The sequence below is a fragment of the Vibrio sp. 1580 genome (assembly GCF_033340055.1).
In genome coordinates, this window is record NZ_JAWOVT010000632.1 from 1 (window position 1) to 542 (window position 542).

Annotated in this window: 1 protein-coding gene; it reads right to left on the bottom strand. The window is 45.6% G+C overall.

The features are described from left to right. The coding region (locus R7093_RS27555; RefSeq protein ID WP_318147319.1) for a Na+/H+ antiporter NhaC family protein at positions 1 to 542 on the bottom strand (542 nt) is incomplete at both ends.

Here is a 542-nt window from a genome sequence, read left to right on the forward strand (position 1 = left end):
TAAGCCATGTAAGGAATTGCTTGCATATACGTCTGAATACCTTGGCCTGCTTCAGCGACGCCGTTTGCTTCTAGCAGTGAGCTAAAGAAGATGGCCCAAGTTGAAATTGGCACCAGAATACAGATAGGCGCTGCGGTTGAATCCACTAGATAAGAGAGCTTTTCACGAGAGATCTTGTAGCCGTCAGTGACTTTTTTCATCGATGATGAAATTGCAATTGCGTTTAAGTAGTCATCAATAAAGATCAGGATACCCAGAGCAAATGTCATCAACATCGATTGCTTGCGGCTTTTAACCTTGGTGACAAGCATATCGGAGAAGCTCAAAATACTGCCGCCTTTCTCCAACACGGCAATCAAACCGCCCATCAAACCACATACGAGGATGATCCATGCGATGGTTTCATCCATCATCACACTCATCGAAATATCGACAATTTGCTCGACCGCTTCAGTTGGATTGAGCAGAAGTACCCCAGCAATTGCGCCACTAAAAAGGGCTTCCACAGTTCGGTGTGTCGTGAGGGCAAAGACCAAAACCAA